This window comes from Caballeronia humi, assembly GCF_001544475.1.
Taxonomy (GTDB): Bacteria; Pseudomonadota; Gammaproteobacteria; order Burkholderiales; family Burkholderiaceae; genus Caballeronia; species Caballeronia humi.
Map to the genome: position 1 here is coordinate 342,414 of NZ_FCNW02000002.1, position 18,043 is coordinate 360,456.

Consider the following 18,043-nt stretch of genomic DNA (forward strand, 5'->3'; position numbering starts at 1 on the left):
TCATATTCTCCACTCACCCCGACGCGACCCATTCACGAAGCACCGGAAAGCGTCGCCGGATGAGGCAATCGAAGTCCCGTCCGGCCCGTCTTGCCGTGTCGCTGGCGCGCCGTTCTGCCGCAGATCAAGCAAGTCAGGATTCAACCCGATTCATCAAAACTGGAGACAAACATGGCTGGTTCCATGGACCACGAAGAGCACGGCGGCCGTCAGGCGAAGAAGGCAACCGCGAGCGGCTGGATCGGCTCGGCGCTCGAGTACTACGACTTCTTCATCTACGCGCAGGCTGCCGCGCTGATCTTCCCGCAGTTGTTCTTCCCGTCGGGCGACCCGAAGATCGCGATCGTCGCGTCGCTCGCAACGTATGGCGTTGGCTACGTGGCGCGTCCGATCGGCGCGTTCGTCCTCGGCCACTGGGGCGATACGCACGGCCGTAAGAACGTGCTGCTGATCTGTATGTTCCTGATGGGCGCATCGACGATGGCAGTCGGCCTCCTGCCGACGTATCACCAGATCGGCATGCTTGCTCCGGCGCTGCTCGTGATCCTGCGCCTGGCACAGGGCTTCGCGGTCGCCGGCGAAATCTCCGGCGCCAGTTCGATGATTCTCGAACACGCGCCTTTCGGCCGACGCGGCTATTACGCGAGCTTTACGCTGCAGGGCGTGCAGGCCGGCCAGATTCTGGCGGCTGCGATCTTCCTGCCGCTCGCGTACTTCTTGCCGGAAGACATGTTCAATTCGTGGGGCTGGCGCATTCCGTTCCTGCTGTCCGCTGGCGTGCTGTTCGCGGGCTACATCATCCGCCGTGAAGTCGACGAAACCCCGGCCTTCGCGAAGGAAGCGGTTGCAGCGGAAGTGCCGAAGTCGCCGATCGCGGAAGCGTTCAAGTACAGCTCGAAGGACATGTTCCGCGTCGTCTGCATGGCGCTGATGAACGTGATCCCGGTCGTCACGACGATCTTCGGTGCGGCTTACGCGGTACAGGCTTCGTATGGCATCGGCTTCCACAAGAGCGTGTACCTGTGGATTCCGGTCGCCGGCAACATTCTCGCCGTGCTCGTGATTCCGTACATCGGCGACTTGTCGGACCGCATCGGCCGCCGGATCCCAGTGGTCGTCGGCGCGATCGGCTCGGGGCTGCTCTCGTTTGGGTATCTCTACGCGATCAGCATTCACAACATGCCGCTCGCGATCGTGATGTCGCTCCTGATGTGGGGCATCGTGTATCAGGGCTATAACGCGATCTTCCCGAGCTTCTACCCGGAACTGTTCCCGACCCGCTCCCGCGTCTCGGCGATGGCGATCTCGCAGAACGTCGGCACGCTGATCACGGCTCTGTTGCCCGCGCTCTTCGCACTGGTGGCGCCGCCCGGATCGACGAACATCCCGCTGACGGTCGGTTCGATCACCCTGGCTGTCACGATCATTGCGGCGCTCGCCGCCTGGAGCGCACGGGAAACGTATCGCGTGCCGATGAGCCAGCTCGGCGAACCCGACGCCGTTCCGCTCGACAAGGCCGAATACGACCGCCTGCGCGGACAGACGGTCGCCGGGGAAAAGCTGGCGAAGGCGTCTGCCTGATAGAAAAGTAATGTTGTAAATGCGAAGGCCACGCTTGATGCGTGGCCTTTTCTATTGGAGCCTCGCGTCGCGCGTGGCTATTTTCCCGCTGCTTCCTGATTCGGACCTGGAGGCGGCAACCCGTCGACGGTTGCCTTGCCGTATTCGATCGCGAAAGAACACGCGGCCGCGGCCGATCCAAACTTCCCGAGGGGACCCATCGCGCGCCGGATGCCGTTCGGTTTTTCCACGAGCAGCACGACGAGGAAGGCGTCTGGTGTGCGGGAGACGATGGGAGTGAGTCCCCATCCCTTGTATTCGACTGGAGTTCCGTCCATCGCTTGTCTCCTTGCCGCTTGCGGCACATTCGGGAGTCACAAATCTAGTCTTCCGAACGAACGTGCGAAACCCCGCATTAGCAGGTAGCCCAAAGCGATGGGTCGGTCTTATGCCTCGGTCAAAAACTCCACGATGCGATCGCACACGCGCCCGAACATCTGCGTGCCAGTGACGGTCGCGCAGCCGCGCGCGCGGGCCGCTTCGATGAACGGCGTGAGCGGCGGCTTGGTCACCACGTCGCCGACGAAGGTCGTCGCCGCGAGCCGCGAGACATCGACCGGCAAAGGATCGTCGGCGCGCATGCCCATCGGCGACGCGTTCACGACGACGTCGTAGGTTTCCGCGCGCACATCGCCGTCAGCGATGCTCACGCTTCCCAGCTTCAGCGCGTTCAGCCGCGCAACGAGCGCGTCGGTGCGCTCCGCGTCGTTGTCGCGTACTGCGAGCGAGGCCACGCCCTGGTTGACGAGCGCGTGGCCGATCGCCGAGCCCGCGCCGCCCGCGCCGACTAACAGCGCGCGCTTGGCCGGCAGGTTGCAGCCCGCATCGCCGAGTGCGGTCACGAAACCCGTGCCGTCGCACATTGTTCCGTGCCAGGTGCCGTCCGTGTTGCGGCGCAGCGTGTTGACCGCGCCAAGGAACGCCGCTTGATCACTGAACGAAGCGCAGAACTGCGCCGCGCTGAACTTGTGCGGCACGGTGATGATCACGCCGTCGACGTTGCGCATCGCCGTCACGGCCGCGAAGAACGCGGGGAGGTCTTCCGGCGCGACGTGCGCGGGAACGACGATCGCGTCGCGGCCGGCCGCGCGCAACGCCGCGGTCACGCCGGCGGGCGAGCGCACCTGCGCGATTGGATCGCCGACGATGAAATACAGGCGCGTTGCGCCGCTCAGGCCCGCATCGAGCGATGCGTTAAAAGCGTTGTCTTCGGTCATGTGTATTGCCTCCAGGATTTGTATTGAGACGAACTCTAGTCGAAATTGGAATTGTGTTCAACAATTTGATTTGACGAGTCGTCTGCCGTCTTCCGGCGATGACTTAAAAAGGACGTTTTCGCCGCGTGAAAGTTGCAAATTCAAGATAACTGGAATAGGATTCCAAAAACAAACATAAATCCAGAGACATCGAAAAGTCAACCGAAGGGCAGAACAGGCAATGAAACTCGAACCGATCCTCGAATGCGACGTGCTGGTGCTCGGCTCCGGCGCGGGTGGACTCTCCACCGCCGTGACTGCCGCCACGCGCGGCCTGCGCGTCATGGTCGCGGAAAAGGAAGATGTGTTCGGCGGCACGACCGCGTGGTCGGGCGGTTGGATGTGGATTCCGCGCAATCCTCTCGCGACGCGGGCCGGCATCGTCGAGGAGATCGAGGCGCCGCGCACCTATCTGCAGAACGAGCTCGGCGCGCAGTTCGACGCCGATAAGGTCGATGCGCTGCTCGAACACGGTCCGGAGATGATCGAGTTCTTCGAGCGCAACACGTCGATGCGTTTCGTCGACGGCAACCGCGTTCCCGACTTCCACACGTCGAACGGCGCGGCGAAGGGCGGCCGCTCGGTGTGCGCGATGCCGTTCGATGGCCGCGAGCTTGGATCGCTGATCGACAAGCTGCGTCCGCCGCTTGCGGAAGTGACGATCAAGGGTATGGCGATCGGCTCGGGACAGGACCTCGCCCATTTCTTCAACGCGACGCGTTCGCTGCGTTCGGCGTGGCACGTGACGCGGCGTCTTGCAGCGTTCGCGGGGCACAAGCTGCGCTACGGCCGCTCGATGCATCTCGTCAACGGCAACGCGCTCGTCGCGCGGCTGCTGAAATCGGCGGCGGATCGCGGCGTCGATTTGCGCACGCGGGCGAAGGCCGTCGAGATTCTGCGCAATGGCGATCGCGTGACGGGTGCGCGCGTCGAGATCGAAGGCGTGCTGCATGAAGTGCGCGCGGCGCGCGGCGTGGTGCTCGCGTGCGGCGGCTATCCGCACGACGCGGCGCGGCGCGCGCAGACGTTCGCTTACACGCCGACGGGGCGCGAGCACTGGTCAGCGGCGCCGCGCGCGAATACCGGCGACGGGATTCGCATGGGCGAAGCGATCGGCGCGCATTTCGACGACTCGCTCGATACGCCCGCCGCGTGGGCGCCGGTGTCGCTCGTGCCGAAGGGCAAGGGGCAGCCGGAAGCCGCGTTCCCGCATCTGATCGAGCGCGCGAAGCCGGGCGTGATCGCCGTGACGCGCGGTGGGCGCCGCTTCGTCAACGAGGCGTCGTCGTATCACGACTTCATGGGCGCGCTCATCGGCACGACGCAGCCGGGCGAGGAAGTGTGCGCGTGGCTCGTCTGCGATCATCGTTTTCAGCGGCGCTACGGACTCGGGTTTTCGAAGCCGTTTCCGTTTCCCGTCGGTCCGTACCGGCGTTCCGGCTATTTGAAGCAGGCGAACACGCTGCGCGAACTCGCGACGCAATGCGGCATCGATCCGCAAGGGCTCGTGGAAACGGTTGCGGCGTACAACGGCTACGCCAAGGACGGCTTCGATCCGCAATTCCACAAGGGCTCGACGCCCTACAACCGCGTGCAGGGCGACGCGCAGCACGGGCCGAACCCGTGCGTCGCGCCGATTGTCGATGGGCCGTTCTATGCGGTCAAACTGCTGCCCGGCAGTCTCGGCACCTTCGCGGGCCTTTCGACCGATGCGCAATCGCGCGTGCTCGACGAAGCGCATACGCCGATTCGCGGCCTCTACGCCGTCGGCAACGACGCGGCGAGCATGATGGGCGGCTGTTATCCGAGCGGTGGCATCACGCTTGGGCCCGCAATGACGTTCGGCTATCTCGCGGGGATCGCCCTTGCCAAGGCGCGAGAGGATGAAACGGTCGCGGAGGTTTCCGCCATGAACCGCGCCAGAACGTTGCAGTGACAGGGGCTACACATTCACGCCCGACGCCACTTCGCGCGGGCGGTCAGGTCTGATGTCCGCTGCGTCCCGCATGCGATGGACTGGCTACAATGCGCCTAACGCGGCAGCCGTCGAAGGCCACCTCAAGCACCGCGCCCACAGCGACCACCGGTTGCCCACCTATACCCACATATGATTTCCCCGCGTGCCCTTTGCCCCTAACATGGGGTTAACCGAGCGGTGAGCCAGCCCTTTACACCCGCCCACATTTACGTACGGTCGAGGACACGCGCTTGCATACCCGTTCAATAGTTTCCGTGGTCGATGATGACGAATCCGTTCGCGTCGCGACTTCCAGTCTGCTCCGGTCGCTTGGCTGGGACGTCTGTATTTATGCGTCCGCCGAATCCTTTCTGGAATCGGGCCGGCTGGACGAAGTGGCCTGCGTCATCTCCGACATCCAGATGCCCGGCATGACCGGCCTGCAAATGCAGCAGCGGTTGCGCGAGATGGGTCATGCGCTGCCGATCGTTTTCATCACGGCGTTCGCGTCGGAATCGGTGCGCAGGCAGGCGCTGGAAGGCGGCGCCGTGTGCCTGCTCAGCAAGCCGGTGGATGGCGCCGTCGTATCCCAATGTCTGGAGAAACTGCGCTAACGATCGAGGTTTCAGGAAAAATCAGTACCCGGGCCAAGCAGGATCGCGCATAGTTTCAGGCATTTGAAAGCATCGGCCGCCGCTGCTCGAATCTTGTCTGCGATGACGGCGATTCCGGCGAACAGGCGTCCGGTATTCGTCTAACCAACGTCTTCCAACCGCCTATGTCCGCAACCCATCGTGCCATCGTTCTCCGCTAGACGACTCGCTGAAGCGATCGTGATGAAAGATCGCCCACCCGCCGCCCGCGCGGTGCATCGTGACGTCCGCGTGCTGTTCGGGCTCGCCGCCGTGATCGCGCTCGTGGTGTTCGTGATCGACTCGCTGCCCACGCTCGACATCGCGATCGCGGTGTTTTACGTCGTCGTGGTGCTGCTGGTTGCGTCTACGGGCAGCCGTCGCGCGACGATCGCCGTCGCGTGGGGATGCATCGCCTTGACGCTCATCGGCTTCGTGTTGTCGCACGACGTGCATTACACGAACGGCGCGCTCGCGCGCTGCGGCGTCAGCCTGCTCGCGATCGTGACGACCGCCATCCTTTCGTTGCGCAACCTCGCCGCGACCGCGACGCTGCACGAGCAGGTCGAGGAGAGGAAGCAGGCGGAATACGCGCTCGAACGCAGCGAGGCGTTCCTGCTCGATGCGCAGCGCCTGAGCCGCACCGGCAGCATCGCGACGAGCCTGCCGAGCGGCGTGATGTGGTGGTCCGACGAGGCGTATCGCATCTTCGACTACGGGCGCGACGTCGTGCCGTCGATCGAGGCGATCCTCGCGCGCGCCCATCCCGACGATATGGCCCTCGTGCGCGGCGCCCATGAACAGGCGCTGGCCGGTGCGCCGCTCGTCGAGGTCGAGCACCGGCTTCTGATGGCGGACGGCAGCGTCAAGAACGTGCATTACGTCGCGCATCTCGCGTCGCCGCAAGCGGGCGGGCTCGAATATGTCGGCGCGTTGATGGACGTCACCGAGACCAAATGCGCGCAGGAAGCGCTCGCCCGCTCGACCGCCGAACTCGCGCACGTCACGCGTATCACGATGCTGGGCGAACTGGCCGCCTCGATCGCGCACGAAGTCACGCAGCCGATCGCGGCGATCGTCACGTGCGGCGATGCGTCGCTGCGCTGGCTGAACCGTCCGACGCCCGATCTCGTGGAGGCGAAGCAGTCGATCGCGCAGATGATCCGCGACGCGAAGCGCGCAAGCGACGTGATCAAGCAGATCCGGTCGATGGCGAAAAAGCGCGACCCGCTTCCGGCTAAACTCGATTTGAACGAGATCGTGGTGGAGTCGATCGAACTCGTGCGGCGCGAACTGGAGCGGCATCGCGTGGAGGTGAGGATCGAGCTGACGTCGCCGTCGCCGACGGTAAGCTGCGATCGCGTGCAACTGCAGCAGGTGCTGATCAACCTTGTTATGAACGGCGTGCAGGCGATGGCGGACGTTGCCGGCCCTCGCCGCGTGCGGATCGTGACGCGCCGTTTCGACGCAGGCAACGCGCAGGTCATGGTGCAGGACTCGGGCGCCGGCATCAGCCAGGACAACGTGAGCCGCCTCTTCAACGCATTTTTTACGACCAAAGCCGAGGGCATGGGCATGGGACTATCGATTTGCCGTTCGATCGTCGAGGCGCACGGCGGCCGTATCTGGGCCGAGTCGCCGGAAGAGGGCGGCGCGGTGCTGCAGTTCATTCTGCCTGTCGAGGAGGGGGAAAGTCATGAGCATTGACCTCGTGGGCAATGCGGGCAACGCCATCGTCTACGTCGTGGACGACGACGAATCGATGCGCCAGGCCGTCAGCACGCTGCTGCGTTCCGTGGGCCTGAGCGTCGAGACGTTCGCCTCGGCGCAGGAGTTCCTCGCGTTCGACATGCCGGACATGCCGAGTTGCCTGATCCTCGACGTGCGGCTGAAGGGGCAGAGCGGCCTTGCCGTGCAGGAACAGATCGCGGCGAGCCAGCTCGGCCTGCCGATCGTCTTCATGACGGCGCACGGCGACATTGCGATGACGGTGAAGGCGATGAAGGCCGGAGCGAAGGATTTTCTGGCCAAGCCGTTTCGCGATCAGGACATGCTCGATGCCGTCGCGCACGCGCTGAAGAGCGACGAGGACCGGCGCGAAGCGAACCGGTCGGTGGCCGATTTGCGGCGTTGCTACGAGTCGCTGACGCCACGCGAACGCGAAGTGATGGCGTTCGTCGCATCGGGGCTGATGAACAAGCAGATCGCGGGCGAATTGAACCTGAGCGAAATCACCGTGAAGATTCATCGCGGACAGGCAATGAGGAAGATGGGCGCGCGCTCGCTTGCTGATTTTGTGAAGAAGGCCGAAGCGCTCGGCGTGCGGTTGCCGGTGGACTCGGGGCCGCGTGCGTCTCGTGCCTGAAGGCTTTCAAACGCTCGCAACTGGCTCACACATAACAACGCCCCAAACCGTCATACGGTTTGGGGCGTTTTACATGGGTAACCCGGGCGATTACGAGTGGCTGTAGTCCACCGGATTTACCGCGCCGAAACCGCGCGCCGATCCGTTGCCCGAGGCCGAGCTTCCTTCGACCGACGCACCATACGACGATGCAGCCACGCCATTCTGCGCATCGACACGGCGTTGAGCCGCTTGCAGGTTCGCGGGGTACGTGACGCGATCGCTTGCCGGACTATAGCCCGCGCGTTCAAGCTGGATCAGTTCCGCCTTGACCTGCGCGCGCGTCACGGGACCGTTGTCCTGTGCGTTCGCGAACGTGGGAGCGGCGAGTGCGGTAGCGAGCACGACTGCGGGGATGAGTGCCTTGAACATGATGAACCTCCGAATATTTGTGTGAGAACGGAGCGTCGGATCGTCTTGCATGTGTTCCGTTGCTGCGTCGATGGAGGCAAGTCTAGGCGTCGCGCGGCTCGGTATAAACCCTCATCGGATGGAATCACAATTCGCCAAATCGCACTAATCGCATGGCTCGCGCGACGCTGTGTGCCGCGCGAGCAGGCGATGGCCGAATACGTCGCGCGCGTCATCAAGCTCAAGGCCACGCGAGGAGCGGACGGCCTGAGCGGCGCGCAGAAAGTCAGCGATTGTTTTCCATCGGCTCGCCGATCACGAACGCGCCGCCTTGAAAGCGCTGCGCGGGATCGTCACGATCCGCATTCGGCGCGGACGGCGGGAAGCGGTCCGCGAACTGCACGGAACTGTCTTGCGGATTGAAGCCGAGGAAGCCCGCCTTCGAGTTGTCCCACCACTTGACCGGATTGTCCGACGCGCCGTACACCACCGCGTGGCCGACCACGTTCGTGAACAGCGAACAGCGCACGAGTTCGATGAAATCGCGAAAGCTCAGAAACGTGACGAGCATCCGCGGGTTCTTGGGTTCCTCGAACGACGAACCGATCCGCAGACACACCGTCTCGATCCCGAAGCGGTCGTAGTAATAGCGCGACAGCGCTTCGCCGAAGCATTTCGTCACGCCGTAGAGGCTGTCCGGGCGTTGCGGCGCGTCGGTGTCGAGTACCTCGGTGACCGGGTGAAAACCGATCGCGTGATTCGAGCTCGCGAACACAACGCGCCGCACGCCGTGCCTGCGTGCCGCTTCGTACACGTTGTAGGTGCCGAGGATGTTCGCGCCGAGCAGGTCGTCGAACGGTGCGTCGATCGAGATGCCGCCGAGATGCACGATCGCATCGACGCCTTCGACCAGATGCATCACGGCCTGCCGGTCGGCGAGATCGGCGACCACCGTTTCCTCATGCGGCGCCGGTTCGCCCAGTTTGGCGATGTCGCTGACACGCACGACGTCGGCCCAGTCGGCGAGCGCGCTGCGCAACTGGCGGCCCAGGTTGCCGGCCGCGCCGGTCAAAAGCAGTCGCCGGAACGGTTTCTTCGACGTGGCTGTTGGCTGGTTCATCTAAAACTCCTCGAACAATATTTTGAGGTAAACGTTTTCCAACTATATCGATGGACGCAGGGCGCCGTCAATGGCGGCGCGACGACCTGAGCGGGACAGAGCACTGCTCCGTCGCAGCTTGTTTTCTGCGACAATCGGTTAACAAAAGAGAAAACGTTACCTGACGAATGAAAAAAAATTCCCCGACGATTCGCGACGTCGCCGCCGCTGCGGGCGTGTCGGTCGCGACCGTGTCCAAATACATCAACGGCGCGCAGCGCTTCTCGGCACCGGTCGAGGCCAAGCTCAAGGTTGCGATCGAGGAGCTCGGCTATCGCTCGAACCCGCTCGCGCGCTCCATGATCACCGGCCGCACGCGCACCATCGGGCTGACCATTCTCGACATCAGCAATCCGCACTTCACGAACGTCGTGAAGGGCGCGAACCGCGTCGCGCTGAGGCACGACTACACGCTGCTGCTCGTCGATACCGACGAAAACCAGGCGCGTGAGCGGCCGCTGATTGAAGCGCTCGCGCAACGCGTCGACGGCCTGATCGTCAGCTCGCGCATGCCCGACGAAGAAACGCACTGGATGCTCGACCTCAACAAGCCGCTCGTCCTTCTGCGGCGTAGCGAAACGCTGCCGATTCCGAGCGTTGGCATCGACAACCGGCTCACCACCTACATGCTCGCGCGGCATCTGCTGAACCTCGGCCACCGGCAGATCGCCTACCTCGGCTTCGGCCAGGCGCCGCGCATCAACGACGAACGTATTCGCGGGGCGCGCGAGTGTCTCGAAGAAGCGGGGCTCACGCTCGACGTCTACGATGCCCACGCGCCGACTTCGCACGCCGGCGAGCACGCGTGCTCGCGGGTGATGCTCGGCCCGCGCAGGCCGCAGGCGGTGATCTGCTACAACGACCTGATCGCGCTCGGCTTCATGAAGGAGGCGGCGTCGCTCGGGCTCAGGCTGCCGCAGGACGTCTCGGTGACGGGCATCGACAACGTTCCGTACGGCGAATTCGCGTCCCCGGCGCTCACTACCGTCGATATCCAGAGCGAGAAGATGGGCGAGCTCGCGATGCAGAAACTCATCGACGCGCTCGCCGGCCATCCGGATACCGAACATTCGATGTTCGAGCCGCGGCTCATCGTCCGTGAATCGACGGCGGCCGGCGGCTGAACCAAGGTTGCCTGGTTTATGCGTCGAGCTTAGCGGGCGTCATGCGCGGCGAGAGCAGATGCATTACACCGAACGCGACGAGGTAAGCCAGCGCGCCGATCGCGAACAGCACCCAGTAGTGACCGGTACGCTGCAACACTTGCCCGATCACTTCCGAGAACAGCACGCCGCCGATCGAACCCGCCATCCCGCCGATCCCGACCACCGCGCCCAGCGCACGCTTCGGGAACAGATCCGATGCGGTCGTGAAAAGGTTCGCCGACCAGCCCTGATGCGCCGCCGCCGCCAGACCGACGATCGCCACCGCGCCCCACAGGTTGTCCACTTGCGAGACGAACGCGATCGGCAGCACGCAGCAGGCGCAGATCAGCATCGCGGTCTTGCGCGCGCGGTTCACGCTCCAGCCGGCACGCAAGAGCGCCGAAGAAAGCCATCCGCCGCCGATACTGCCGACCGTCGTCATCGCGTAGATCACGACGAGCGGCAGGCCGATGTGCTGCATGTCCATGCCGCGCGATTCGTTCAGCCACTTCGGCAGCCAGAACAGGTAGAACCACCACACCGGATCGGTCAGGAACTTGCCGATCAGGAACGCCCACGTCTGACGCTTGCGGATCAGCACGCCCCAGCCGGGTGCGCGTGCGTTGACGTTCGCGGCGTCCATCGCTTCGACTTCGTCCTGCGCGTCTTCCAGTTCCTCGTCACGCGATTTCGGATCGCGCGACTTGTAGAGCGCGAACCACACCGCCAGCCACACGATCCCGATCGCGCCGATGATCACGAACGCCGCGCGCCACCCGAAGGCGATCGCGAGCGGCGGGATGATCGCCGGGGCGAACACCGCGCCGATATTCGCGCCGGAGTTGAAGATGCCGGTTGCGAGCGCGCGTTCACGGCGCGGGAACCATTCGGCCGTCGTCTTGATGGCGGCGGGGAAGTTGCCGCCCTCGCCGATGCCGAGCAGCGCGCGCACCATCGCGAAGCCCATCACCGAGCCGACCATCGCGTGCATCATGGCGGCGATACTCCAGATCAGCATCGCGAGCGCGTAGGAGACGCGGGTGCCGAGCCAGTCGACGACGCGGCCGAAGCACAGCAGGCCGACAGCGTAGAACGCCGAGAACGCGATCACGATGCGGCCGTACTGGATCTGGCTCCAGCCGATGTCTTTCTGAAGCAGGGGGGCGAGCAGACCGAGGATCTGCCGGTCCATGTAGTTGATGACGGTCGCGAAAAAGAGCAGCGCGCAGACCGTCCAGCGGTAGCGGCTGGCCGCGCGCACGACGCCGACGACAGCAGTTTGCATGAATGTCTCCGATACGCAGCTTCGCTCGTCGCGCTGCGCTTGTTTGTTCGTGGATGGCGACGAGCGCCGGGGCGGCCTGGCGTCCTGCGCGGCAACTTCGCTGCGCTGACGATCGACCTGGTTTGGAAAACGTTTTCCTATCTTAATAAAACTAGGGCGGCTTTTCCATCCCAAATTCTTAGGGGATTCCACGTATACGACCTGCGGAGCGAAGCGATGCTGGTGAAAATTTAGTTAATCGTTTTCCAGATTGTTTGCGTCGAGGGAAATAATGCGATAACGCGTTCTGGATCAGGCGAAGAGGGAAGCGACCACCGCGAGCCACATCGCGGTGACGCCCGCGAGGAATGCGTGGCGCGCGAGACGCAGCATGCGCTGGTCGTCGGCGTGCTCGATCGGGGCGGTGGCGAGCCACGGCACGGCGCCGAGGCAGATGAAGCCCGCAAGCGCGAGCACGGCGACAAGGACGTCGCCCGCGTGCCAACGGGCGGACTCGTGGACACCCCAGTAGCCGAGAAACACGATGCCGATGGAAAACACCGTCGATGAAGCCGAACTCAGAGCTGGCACCGAACCTGTCGGAAGTTGCATGGCGACCTCGTTATAGGCGTGTGATCTGAATCATAAAAGACGTAGACGGCGCTCGCGCACCAAATAAACAGCGTTACTGTCCCACTGAGCTATTGAGTTCCGCGCTGGAATCGTGTTCTCATCGAGAATCGACACTTTCTGCGGAACACCACGATGGCAGGGAATCTGGAACGCGCGCTGGGTATCATCGAGTTGCTGGCGAAAAACGGCGGACGCATGCAACTCGCGCAAATCGCCGACACGCTCAATATTCCGCGCAGCGGAACGCATCGTCTGCTGTCGATGCTGATCGACGAAGGCTATGTGCGCCAGGACGAAGAGCACGGCGAATATCTGCTCGCGCTCAAGCTGGTGTCGCTGGCGCTGATCTATCTCTCGACCGGCGGGGTGCTCGATGTCTCGCAGCCGGTGCTCGACCGGCTTGCAGCGGCGTCGGGGGAACTGGCGCGGCTCGGTGTCGTGGAGGGCGATCACATTACGTTCGTCGGCAAGGCGCAGGGCGCGAAGTCGGGCCTGCGCTACGACCCCGACATGGGCAGCCAGCCGCCGCTGCATTGCACGGCGAGCGGACAGGCGTGGCTTGCGTCGATGTCGGATGAGGAGGCGCTCGAACTCGTCTCGAAGCAGGGCGGTCTCGGCAAGGCGGGACAAAGCGGACCGAAGGCGCCGAAGACGATCCAGCAATTCCTGCAGGACATCGAGGGCGCGCGCCAGCGCGGCTACGGCATCGCGATCGAGACCTATGAGCCTGGCATGACGTCGATGGCGGCGCCGATTCACCATCCGATGACGGGTGTCGTGGTGGGCGTGGTGAGTCTCGCCGGGCCCACGAGCCGATTGCCCGAGTCGCGCCTCTCGGAACTGGCGCCGGCGCTGCTCGAAGCGGCATCGGACATGGCCGCGGCGACTTTGAGCTCGCCGTACTTCAAGGCGAAGCCGGCGGCCGTCGCGCCGGTCGCGAGCCTGCCTGCCGCGAAGAAACAGCGCCAGAAGGTAAGCTGAAGTTCAGCCGGGCGGTGACGGCACGTCGCCGCCTGTCGCCATCCAGAGGACTTCCGCGTCCTCCTCGCTCGTCGATACCGCCGCGTGCCCCGTGCGGCTGTCGAAATAGAGGCTGTCGCCGGCGTTCAGATGCGTCGGCGTGTAGAGCTCCGAATACAGGCACACGCTGCCGCTGATCACATACAAAAATTCCTCGCCTTCGTGACGGCCCCAGTCGTCGAAGGCGTCGAGCGTGTGCGCCGAAATGCGGATGCGAAACGGCAGCATCGCCTTGTGCGCGAGATCGGTGGCGAGCAGTTCCATCTGATAGCCGCGATACGCGTGGCGCTGCCCCTGGTCGCGGCGCGTGAGCGAGCGCCGGCCGCTCGCGCCAGGGGCGGGGGTCGAGCCGAACAGCGCGCCGAGGTCGATTTCGAGCGCGCGCACGATCTTTTGCAGCACGTCGAACGTCGGCGACATCAAGCCGTTTTCTATTTTCGAGAGCGCCGAACGCGAGACGCCGCACAGGCGGCTCGCGGTTTCGAGCGTCATGTCCTTCGCGAGCCGGGCGGCCTTGACGCGGCGTCCAAGGTCGGAGGTTTCCGCTTCGGCTGGGGGAATGGTGGTCTTCGTGGCCATATCGCGGGCGTCGTTTTGGGTTTCTTGTTTCCGATAGTAACATCGACGACAAGGCGAACGCGCGCGGCGCACGAATGTCCTATAACAAAGCGTCGTTGTGGTTTTCACCTAAACCGCGAGTTTGGATTTGGACTCTCGATGCGCTCGTGTATAGTCGCCTCAATGTTAAAGTTTCGTATCGGAAATAAAAGGAGTCACTGTGGACGCTAATTCGATTCTTGCTGAACTCGGCATCGCGAAGCTCGCCGACGGCGGCGACATGGATGTGGCCTCGCCGATCACCGGCGCCGTCATCGGCCGGGTGAAAACGCACGGCGAAAAGGACGTCGATGCCGCGCTTGCCCGCGCGCGCACGGCCTTCGCGCAGTGGCGCGACGTGCCCGCGCCGCGACGTGGCGAACTCGTGCGCCTCCTCGGCAACCGCCTGCGCGAGAAGAAAGACGCGCTCGGCCGCCTCGTATCGCTCGAAGCCGGGAAGATCCTGCAGGAAGGACTCGGCGAAGTGCAGGAAATGATCGATATCTGCGATTTCGCCGTCGGTTTGTCGCGCCAGCTCTACGGCCTGACGATCGCCTCGGAGCGCCCCGGCCACCGGATGGCGGAATCATGGCATCCGGTCGGCGTCTGCACGGTGATTTCCGCGTTCAACTTTCCGGTCGCCGTATGGTCGTGGAACGCGGCGCTCGCGCTCGTGTGCGGCAATGCGGTCGTGTGGAAGCCGTCGGAGAAAACGCCACTCACGGCACTCGCCGTCGATCGCATCATGCAGGACGCGATCGCTGAATTCGGCTCGGCGCCGGCGGGACTCACGTCGCTGATCATCGGCGGACGGGAAGCGGGCGCGCAGCTCGTCGCCGATCCGCGCTCGGACATCGTCAGCGCGACCGGGAGCACGGCGATGGGCCGCGCGGTCGGCGTGGAAGTCGCGCGGCGCTTCGGGCGCTCGATCCTGGAACTCGGCGGGAATAACGCGGGCATTGTCTCGAAGAGCGCCGATCCGGAACTCGCGCTGCGCGGCATCCTGTTCTCGGCGGTCGGCACGGCGGGACAGCGCTGCACGTCGCTGCGGCGGCTGTTCGTGCATGAGAGCGTCTACGACGATACCGTCGCGCGTCTCAAAACCTTTTATGCAAAGGTGCCGATCGGCAATCCGCTCGAAAAAGGCACGCTGATGGGCCCGCTGATCGACGCGCAGGCGTTTTCGCGCATGCAGCAAGCGCTGCAGCAGGCGAAGGACGAAGGCGGCACGGTGACGGGCGGCGAGCGCGTCGAGGTGAAGGGTTGCGAGCAGGGGTTCTACGTGCGCCCGGCGCTCGTGGAAATGCCCGCGCAGACGCCGGTCGTGCTCACGGAAACCTTCGCGCCGATCCTCTACGTGCTGCGCTACAGCGACTTCGACGACGCCATCGCGGCGAACAACGCGGCGTCGCACGGGTTGTCGTCGTGTGCGTTCACCAACGATTTGCGCGAGGCCGAGCGTTTCCTGTCGGCGGCGGGCAGCGACTGCGGCATCGCGAACGTGAACATCGGGCCGAGCGGCGCGGAGATCGGCGGCGCGTTCGGCGGCGAGAAGGAAACCGGCGGCGGCCGCGAATCGGGCTCGGACGCGTGGAAAGGCTACATGCGCCGCGCGACGAACACGGTCAACTATTCGTCGGAACTGCCGCTCGCGCAGGGCATCGACTTTTCGATCGGCTGATACTGCGCGCGAGGAGACCGGAACGTGGCTTCGAAGGTGGTGATCGTCGGCGGCGGGGTGATTGGCAGTTCGGTGGCTTACTTTCTTCGCGCGTCCGATCCGGGCGTGCAGGTGACGGTGATCGAGCGCGATCCGACTTACGCGCGTTCGTCGTCGGCGCTGTCGGCGGCATCGATCCGGCAGCAGTTTTCCACGCCGCTGTCCGTGCAGATGTCGCTCTACGGGATCGAATTCCTGCGCTCGATCGGCGAGCGGCTGGAAGTGGACGGCACACAGCCGTCGATCGATCTGCACGAAGGCGGTTATCTCTTCCTCGCGACGCCGGCGGGCGTCGCGACCTTGCGCGAGAACCACGCGCTGCAAACGAAGCTCGGCGCCGACATCAGCCTGCTCGATCAGGCGTCATTGCAGCAGCGTTTCGGGTGGCTGAACACCGGCGATCTCGCGGCGGGCGCGTTCGGCGAAACCGGTGAAGGCTGGTTCGACGGCTACGGTCTCGTGCAGGCATTGCGCAAGAAGGCGCAGTCGCTTGGGGCGCGCTATGTGGCGGCGGAAGTCGTCGGAATGACGCTCGACGGGCCTTGCGTGAGGGAAGTGCTCACGTCGAACGGCGAGAAGCACGCGTGCGACATGCTGGTGAACGCCGCTGGCGCGTGGTCGCGCAATATCGCGCGGATGCTCGGCATCGATATTCCGGTGTACGCGCGGCGGCGCAGTATCTTCAATGTGTCGTCGCCCGCGCGGCTTGCGGCGTGTCCGCTTGTCATCGATCCGTGCGGCGTCTACTTCCGGCCGGAAGGGCGCACTTATATCTGCGGAACGTCGCCGTCGCCGGACAACGATCCCGACGACCTTCCGCTCGACCAGGTCGATCACACGCTCTTCGACGATGTCATCTGGCCCGCGCTCGCGCATCGCGTGCCGGGGTTCGAGGCGCTGCGCGTCGAGAATTGCTGGTCGGGCTATTACGAGTACAACGTGCTCGACCAGAACGCGATCATCGGCGCGCATCCTGACGTCGATAACTGCCTCTTCGCGAACGGCTTCAGCGGACACGGCCTGCAACAGGGACCCGCGACCGGACGCGGCGTAAGCGAACTGATCCTCCACGGCCGCTACACGACGCTCGATCTATCGACGCTCGGCTGGCAGCGCGTGCTGGAGAATCGGCCGATCGTCGAAAAGAATGTCGTTTGATGCGGCGCAACTTAAGGAATCCTTTGGCGGTAAGCGTTTGCCCGGCTTCGGCCGGGCTTTTTTTTGCTCAAATAAAGTATCGACTTGTGTGTTTCGGGCAACACTTAACCTGCCGCGAGCGGCAAATGACCGAAATGCAAGCGTTATGAAATCGTCCATCGATGAAATCCACTAGAGCGTTCGTGCTTTTCTGCGCGCACTCTAAAGGTGAAAGCCAACAGCTTCCATCACTTCCACGAGGAGTAAAAAATGGATATCCACACGCGTGCGCACATCGCAACGTGGCTGGACGACGCCGACACCGCCGGCAACGAACAACCGATTTCCCATCATTCGAGCCAGGTTTGCGCCGAGCCGGAATATGTCGCCGAAGTCTGCGGACGTTTCGCGGGCGAAAACGCCGAGGAAGGACAGACGACCTGCGTCGTGCGCGGCTACAACTGATTCACTGATCGACCCATCTCCCGCTTTTTTCTAGCGAATCGCTCGCAGTGTGCATTCGGCAGCCATGACGGCCTGCCGGGCACCGCGCAGCGTCGTTTTCAGGCCGTCCGGCCGCTCTCTCCCGCCCCGATTTCGCCTCCGAAGCACGCGTTTTCACGCGTAAGCACACTTGACTCACGTCAGAAACCAGCCTATAACCATCCCATTGGATGTTATTTGGATGGTTTGAGATGACGAAAGCCCTGGTAGAAGCGCCGCGCCCGAAAGGCGGCGAGAGCGAAAAAATCACGATCAATCTCGGTCCTGTCGATCTGGGACAGATCGACTTGCTCGTGGAAGAGGGCTTTTACTCAAACCGGACCGACCTGATCCGCACGGCGATCCGCAATCAGCTTGCGATCCACGCGCAGGTGGTCAACGAGACGGTGATTCGCCGCGAACTCGTGCTCGGTCTGCAGCATTTTTCGAAGCGCGATCTCGAAGCGGCACTCGCGGCGAACGAACGCCTGAACATTCAGGTGCTCGGACTCGCCAGCATCGCCGCCGATGTCTCCGCGGAACTCGCATCGGCGACGATCGAATCGATCGTCGTGCTCGGAGCGTTTCACGCTTCGCCCGCGGTCAAGGCTGCGCTGGCCGGACGTATCGGCTAAGGCCAGCCGCCTGGCCGCCTAAACGTACAA

General features: G+C 63.9%; 18 protein-coding genes. 11 read left to right on the forward strand and 7 right to left on the reverse strand.

Annotated elements, in window-relative coordinates; all coding sequences use genetic code 11:
* Window positions 1-171 precede the first annotated feature (171 nt).
* The gene (locus tag AWB65_RS04500) at window positions 172-1,581 is read left to right on the forward strand and encodes an MFS transporter (RefSeq protein ID WP_087665987.1); all 1,410 of its coding nucleotides are present in this window, start codon (window positions 172-174) and stop codon (window positions 1,579-1,581) included.
* Between the two features lie 77 nt (window positions 1,582-1,658).
* On the opposite strand, the gene AWB65_RS04505 is transcribed toward AWB65_RS04500, so the two are convergent.
* Together AWB65_RS04505 and AWB65_RS04510 are read right to left on the reverse strand one after the other, a co-directional pair.
* Window positions 1,659-1,898 (reverse strand): hypothetical protein, encoded by a 240-nt coding sequence (locus tag AWB65_RS04505; protein WP_181505537.1) that lies wholly within the window; start codon window positions 1,896-1,898, stop codon window positions 1,659-1,661.
* 108 nt (window positions 1,899-2,006) lie between these two features.
* On the reverse strand, window positions 2,007-2,837 hold the full coding sequence (locus tag AWB65_RS04510; RefSeq protein WP_087665988.1) for a shikimate dehydrogenase family protein: 831 nt from the start codon (window positions 2,835-2,837) through the stop codon (window positions 2,007-2,009).
* 220 nt (window positions 2,838-3,057) lie between these two features.
* Here AWB65_RS04510 and AWB65_RS04515 point away from each other — a divergent pair, with 220 nt between their 5' ends.
* The 4 genes from AWB65_RS04515 (at window position 3,058) to AWB65_RS04530 (ending at window position 7,830) form a co-directional block, all read left to right on the forward strand.
* Window positions 3,058-4,812, forward strand: coding sequence for an FAD-dependent oxidoreductase (locus AWB65_RS04515; RefSeq protein WP_087665989.1), 1,755 nt, complete (start codon window positions 3,058-3,060; stop codon window positions 4,810-4,812).
* Window positions 4,813-5,084: 272 nt separating this feature from the next.
* Window positions 5,085-5,447, forward strand: coding sequence for a response regulator transcription factor (locus AWB65_RS04520; RefSeq protein ID WP_087665990.1), 363 nt, complete (start codon window positions 5,085-5,087; stop codon window positions 5,445-5,447).
* A gap of 222 nt (window positions 5,448-5,669) precedes the next feature.
* The gene (locus tag AWB65_RS04525; protein ID WP_087665991.1) at window positions 5,670-7,172 is read left to right on the forward strand and encodes a sensor histidine kinase; all 1,503 of its coding nucleotides are present in this window, start codon (window positions 5,670-5,672) and stop codon (window positions 7,170-7,172) included.
* A complete protein-coding gene (locus AWB65_RS04530; RefSeq protein ID WP_087665992.1) occupies window positions 7,162-7,830 on the forward strand; it encodes a response regulator transcription factor in 669 nt (222 codons plus the stop codon). The genes AWB65_RS04525 and AWB65_RS04530 overlap by 11 nt, the downstream gene beginning before the upstream one ends.
* A gap of 90 nt (window positions 7,831-7,920) precedes the next feature.
* Here the strand turns inward: AWB65_RS04530 and AWB65_RS04535 are convergent, their stop codons facing one another.
* Both AWB65_RS04535 and AWB65_RS04540 read right to left on the reverse strand, forming a co-directional pair.
* Window positions 7,921-8,241, reverse strand: coding sequence for a DUF4148 domain-containing protein (locus tag AWB65_RS04535; RefSeq protein ID WP_087665993.1), 321 nt, complete (start codon window positions 8,239-8,241; stop codon window positions 7,921-7,923).
* Window positions 8,242-8,506: 265 nt separating this feature from the next.
* On the reverse strand, window positions 8,507-9,340 hold the full coding sequence (locus AWB65_RS04540) for an NAD-dependent epimerase/dehydratase family protein (RefSeq protein WP_087665994.1): 834 nt from the start codon (window positions 9,338-9,340) through the stop codon (window positions 8,507-8,509).
* Between the two features lie 167 nt (window positions 9,341-9,507).
* Between AWB65_RS04540 and AWB65_RS04545 the strand changes: the two genes are divergently transcribed.
* Window positions 9,508-10,503, forward strand: coding sequence for a LacI family DNA-binding transcriptional regulator (locus AWB65_RS04545; RefSeq protein WP_087665995.1), 996 nt, complete (start codon window positions 9,508-9,510; stop codon window positions 10,501-10,503).
* A gap of 16 nt (window positions 10,504-10,519) precedes the next feature.
* Here the strand turns inward: AWB65_RS04545 and AWB65_RS04550 are convergent, their stop codons facing one another.
* Entirely contained in the window at window positions 10,520-11,809 is a 1,290-nt protein-coding gene (locus AWB65_RS04550) for an MFS transporter (RefSeq protein WP_087665996.1), read from the reverse strand.
* Window positions 11,810-12,100: 291 nt separating this feature from the next.
* Window positions 12,101-12,400, reverse strand: a complete 300-nt coding sequence (locus AWB65_RS04555) for a hypothetical protein (protein ID WP_087665997.1) — start codon at window positions 12,398-12,400, stop codon at window positions 12,101-12,103.
* A 153-nt stretch (window positions 12,401-12,553) separates the two neighbouring features.
* Here AWB65_RS04555 and AWB65_RS04560 point away from each other — a divergent pair, with 153 nt between their 5' ends.
* Window positions 12,554-13,402 (forward strand): IclR family transcriptional regulator, encoded by an 849-nt coding sequence (locus AWB65_RS04560; RefSeq protein WP_087665998.1) that lies wholly within the window; start codon window positions 12,554-12,556, stop codon window positions 13,400-13,402.
* Between the two features lie 3 nt (window positions 13,403-13,405).
* Here AWB65_RS04560 and AWB65_RS04565 read toward each other — a convergent pair whose 3' ends face one another.
* Complete coding sequence (locus AWB65_RS04565) at window positions 13,406-14,020, reverse strand: helix-turn-helix domain-containing protein (RefSeq protein WP_087665999.1); 615 nt, start codon at window positions 14,018-14,020, stop codon at window positions 13,406-13,408.
* A 199-nt stretch (window positions 14,021-14,219) separates the two neighbouring features.
* Here AWB65_RS04565 and amaB point away from each other — a divergent pair, with 199 nt between their 5' ends.
* The 4 genes from amaB (at window position 14,220) to AWB65_RS04585 (ending at window position 18,013) form a co-directional block, all read left to right on the forward strand.
* Window positions 14,220-15,719 (forward strand): L-piperidine-6-carboxylate dehydrogenase, encoded by a 1,500-nt coding sequence (gene amaB / locus AWB65_RS04570; RefSeq protein WP_087666000.1) that lies wholly within the window; start codon window positions 14,220-14,222, stop codon window positions 15,717-15,719.
* Window positions 15,720-15,743: 24 nt separating this feature from the next.
* A complete protein-coding gene (locus AWB65_RS04575; protein WP_087666001.1) occupies window positions 15,744-16,916 on the forward strand; it encodes an NAD(P)/FAD-dependent oxidoreductase in 1,173 nt (390 codons plus the stop codon).
* A gap of 249 nt (window positions 16,917-17,165) precedes the next feature.
* Window positions 17,166-17,360 (forward strand): hypothetical protein, encoded by a 195-nt coding sequence (locus AWB65_RS04580; RefSeq protein ID WP_087666002.1) that lies wholly within the window; start codon window positions 17,166-17,168, stop codon window positions 17,358-17,360.
* A gap of 230 nt (window positions 17,361-17,590) precedes the next feature.
* Window positions 17,591-18,013, forward strand: a complete 423-nt coding sequence (locus tag AWB65_RS04585; RefSeq protein ID WP_087666003.1) for a ribbon-helix-helix domain-containing protein — start codon at window positions 17,591-17,593, stop codon at window positions 18,011-18,013.
* The last annotated feature ends 30 nt before the right edge of the window (window positions 18,014-18,043 follow it).